This window comes from Leucobacter alluvii (genome assembly GCF_039530485.1).
GTDB lineage: Bacteria > Actinomycetota > Actinomycetes > Actinomycetales > Microbacteriaceae > Leucobacter > Leucobacter alluvii.
Map to the genome: position 1 here is coordinate 1 of NZ_BAAAOP010000015.1, position 4,314 is coordinate 4,314.

3 rRNA genes are annotated in these 4,314 nt (G+C 54.6%); all 3 read right to left on the minus strand.

Annotated elements, in window-relative coordinates:
* Positions 1–114: ribosomal RNA gene (gene rrf / locus ABFX18_RS14185) — 5S ribosomal RNA — on the minus strand; the annotation flags it as partial.
* Between the two features lie 131 nt (positions 115–245).
* Positions 246–3,354 (minus strand): 23S ribosomal RNA (locus tag ABFX18_RS14190).
* Positions 3,355–3,842: 488 nt separating this feature from the next.
* Positions 3,843–4,314 (minus strand): 16S ribosomal RNA (locus ABFX18_RS14195); the annotation flags it as partial.

Sequence of the window (4,314 nt, forward strand, 5' to 3'; positions counted from 1 at the left end):
CGGCGGTGTCCTACTCTCCCACAAGGTCCCCCTTGCAGTACCATCGGCGCAATCAGTCTTAGCTTCCGGGTTCGGAATGTGACCGGGCGTTTCCCTGACGCTATGGCCGCCGTAACTCTATTCACATATGACCACACCCCACCCCAAACAGGTGGACGTGTGTGGCCGTACGTCTAGAACCACAAAGTGGACGCGAAACAATCGTTACTGAAGATACCCATGCCCTCCCCATTCAAGGGGAGGAAGAAATCAAGTCATCGGCTTATTAGTACCAGTCAGCTCCACACCTTACAGTGCTTCCACATCTGGCCTATCAACCCAGTAATCTACTGGGAGCCTCACCACCACAAGGGTGACGGAGATCTCATCTCGAGGCCGGCTTCCCGCTTAGATGCTTTCAGCGGTTATCCATCCCGAACGTAGCCAACCAGCCATGCCCTTGGCAGAACAACTGGCACACCAGAGGTCCGTCCAACCCGGTCCTCTCGTACTAGGGTCAGATCCTCTCAAATCTCCAACGCGCGCAGAGGATAGGGACCGAACTGTCTCACGACGTTCTAAACCCAGCTCGCGTACCGCTTTAATGGGCGAACAGCCCAACCCTTGGGACCAACTCCAGCCCCAGGATGCGACGAGCCGACATCGAGGTGCCAAACCATGCCGTCGATATGGACTCTTGGGCAAGATCAGCCTGTTATCCCCGAGGTACCTTTTATCCGTTGAGCGACAGCGCTTCCACAAGCCACTGCCGGATCACTAGTCCCGACTTTCGTCCCTGCTCGACCTGTCAGTCTCACAGTCAAGCTCCCTTGTGCACTTACACTCGCCACCTGATTGCCAACCAGGTTGAGGGAACCTTTGGGCGCCTCCGTTACTTTTTGGGAGGCAACCGCCCCAGTTAAACTACCCACCAGGCACTGTCCCAGAACCCGATCAGGGTCCGTAGTTAGATATCCAATATGACCAGAGTGGTATTTCAACAACGACTCCACCCAAACTAGCGTCTGAGCTTCACAGTCTCCCACCTATCCTACACAAGCCACACCGAACACCAATACCAAGCTGTAGTAAAGGTCACGGGGTCTTTCCGTCCTTCTGCGCGTAACGAGCATCTTTACTCGTACTGCAATTTCGCCGAGTTCACGGTGGAGACAGCTGGGAAGTCGTTACGCCATTCGTGCAGGTCGGAACTTACCCGACAAGGAATTTCGCTACCTTAGGATGGTTATAGTTACCACCGCCGTTTACTGGGGCTTAAATTCAAAGCTTCGACCCAAAGGTCTAACCTCTCCTCTTAACCTTCCAGCACCGGGCAGGCGTCAGTCCGTATACATCCACTTGCGTGTTAGCACGGACCTGTGTTTTTAGTAAACAGTCGCTTCCCACTGGTCTCTGCGGCCACCACACCCTTTCCCAAGCAAGTTGGTATAAGTGGATGGCCCCCCTTCTCCCGAAGTTACGGGGGCATTTTGCCGAGTTCCTTCACCATGATTATCTCGATCTCCTGAGTATTCTCTACCTGACCACCTGAGTCGGTTTGGGGTACGGGCAACAGCAAACCTCACGTCGATGCTTTTCTTGGCAGCATAGGATCACCTGCTTCCCCATACGGGTCCGCATCATGTCTCACCCAAAGCCGAAAACTCTTCATAATCGACGGGCTACACATTTACACCGGGACAACCATCGCCCGGCACAGGCTACCTTCCTGCGTCACACCTCACGCTCACCACCCCAGTATCGGGTTCGCAACCTCCACCCGCACATCACCCGAAGGATCCGTAACAGGCTTTGGATAGCTGAGCACTACTGGTTAGGTCTTTGACGGTTTACCGCCGGTACGGGAATATCAACCCGTTGTCCATCGACTACGCCTGTCGGCCTCGCCTTAGGTCCCGACTTACCCAGGGAAGATTAGCTTGACCCTGGAACCCTTGGTCTTCCGGAGGACGGGTTTCTCACCCGTCTTTCGCTACTCATGCCTGCATTCTCACTCGTGTGGCATCCACGACTGGTTCACACCGCCGCTTCACTCGCCACACGACGCTCTCCTACCCATCCATACGGCTGGACCACGAAGGCCTACCTATAAATATGAATGCCACAACTTCGGTGGCGTGCTTGAGCCCCGTTACATTGTCGGCGCGGAATCACTTGACCAGTGAGCTATTACGCACTCTTTCAAGGGTGGCTGCTTCTAAGCCAACCTCCTGGTTGTCACAGCAACTCCACATCCTTTTCCACTTAGCACGCGCTTTGGGACCTTAGTTGGTGATCTGGGTTGTTTCCCTCTCGACTATGAAGCTTATCCCCCACAGTCTCACTGCTGCGCTCTCACTTACCGGCATTCGGAGTTTAGCTGACGTCAGTAACCTTGTAGGGCCCATCGGCCATCCAGTAGCTCTACCTCCGGCAAGAAACACGCAACGCTGCACCTAAATGCATTTCGGAGAGAACCAGCTATCACGAAGTTTGATTGGCCTTTCACCCCTATCCACAGCTCATCCCCTCAGTTTTCAACCTAAGTGGGTTCGGTCCTCCACGACGTCTTACCGTCGCTTCAACCTGGCCATGGATAGATCACTTCGCTTCGGGTCTAGGACATGCGACTGAATCGCCCTATTCAGACTCGCTTTCGCTACGGCTGCCCCTCACGGGTTAACCTCGCCACATATCGCTAACTCGCAGGCTCATTCTTCAAAAGGCACGCCGTCACAGATACAAAGCCTGCTCCGACGGATTGTAAGCAAACGGTTTCAGGTACTATTTCACTCCCCTCCCGGGGTACTTTTCACCTTTCCCTCACGGTACTAGTCCGCTATCGGTCATCTGGAAGTATTTAGGCTTATCAGGTGGTCCTGACAGATTCACACGGGATTTCTCGGGCCCCGTGCTACTTGGGATACACACCACGCGGTAAAACCATTTCGGATACGGGACTCTCACCCACTCCGGTCGCCCATTCCAAGGCGTTCTCCTATAGCTTCACTCTCACGTTCGAAGGTCAGCAGCCCTTCACGGCACGTCCCACAACCCCGACCATGCAACCCCTGCTAGGTATCACACATGACCGGTTTAGCCTCATCCGGTTTCGCTCGCCACTACTCCCGGAATCACTGTTGTTTTCTCTTCCTGTGGGTACTGAGATGTTTCACTTCCCCACGTTCCCTCTACCCGCCCTATATATTCAGGCGGGAGTCACCAGGTACGCACGCGCCCTGGCGGGGTTTCCCCATTCGGAAATCCTCGAATCATAGCCCGTTTATCGGCTCCCCGAGGCTTATCGCAGATTACTACGTCCTTCTTCGGCTCCAGATGCCAAGGCATCCACCGTTTGCTCTTAGAAACTTGAAATCACATAAGTATTCAGAAACACACACCCACCCAAACCCCCAAAGGGATCCGCCAGGTGTGTGACCAATGAAATTAATTAGTATCAGCAGCACCACACCCGCCCACACCCATCACACCCAAAGGCGATCCAGACAAAACGAATATGACACTGCAAGATGCTCGCGTCCACTGTGTAGTTCTCAACGTACGGTCGATCCCACCCCCACGAGCAACACGTCTCGTGACAGCAGGTCAAGGAATCAGTCACCCGCACCCCAAAAGGATGCGACCGGCTGGTCTCCCAGGACCCAATAGTATGCACTTTCTGCCCACTCACCACACCCACCCAGGATTTCCAATCACCCCCGCCGAAACGGACATGACGTACTCACACAGGCGAGCCAGCAAGCTTGCTTGTCATATGTTCCACCCATGAGCGGCTCGCAGTGAACGTATGCCACTGATCGAGCCATTCTGCGACACCCCGAAAGGTGTCGAGTGCTCCTTAGAAAGGAGGTGATCCAGCCGCACCTTCCGGTACGGCTACCTTGTTACGACTTAGTCCTAATCACCAGTCCCACCTTCGACAGCTCCCTCCCACAAGGGGTTAGGCCACCGGCTTCGGGTGTTACCGACTTTCATGACTTGACGGGCGGTGTGTACAAGGCCCGGGAACGTATTCACCGCAGCGTTGCTGATCTGCGATTACTAGCGACTCCGACTTCATGGGGTCGAGTTGCAGACCCCAATCCGAACTGAGACCGACTTTTTGGGATTCGCTCCACCTCGCGGTATCGCAGCCCTTTGTATCGGCCATTGTAGCATGCGTGAAGCCCAAGACATAAGGGGCATGATGATTTGACGTCATCCCCACCTTCCTCCGTGTTGACCACGGCAGTATCCCATGAGTTCCCACCATTACGTGCTGGCAACATAGGACGAGGGTTGCGCTCGTTGCCGGACTTAACCGAACATCTCACG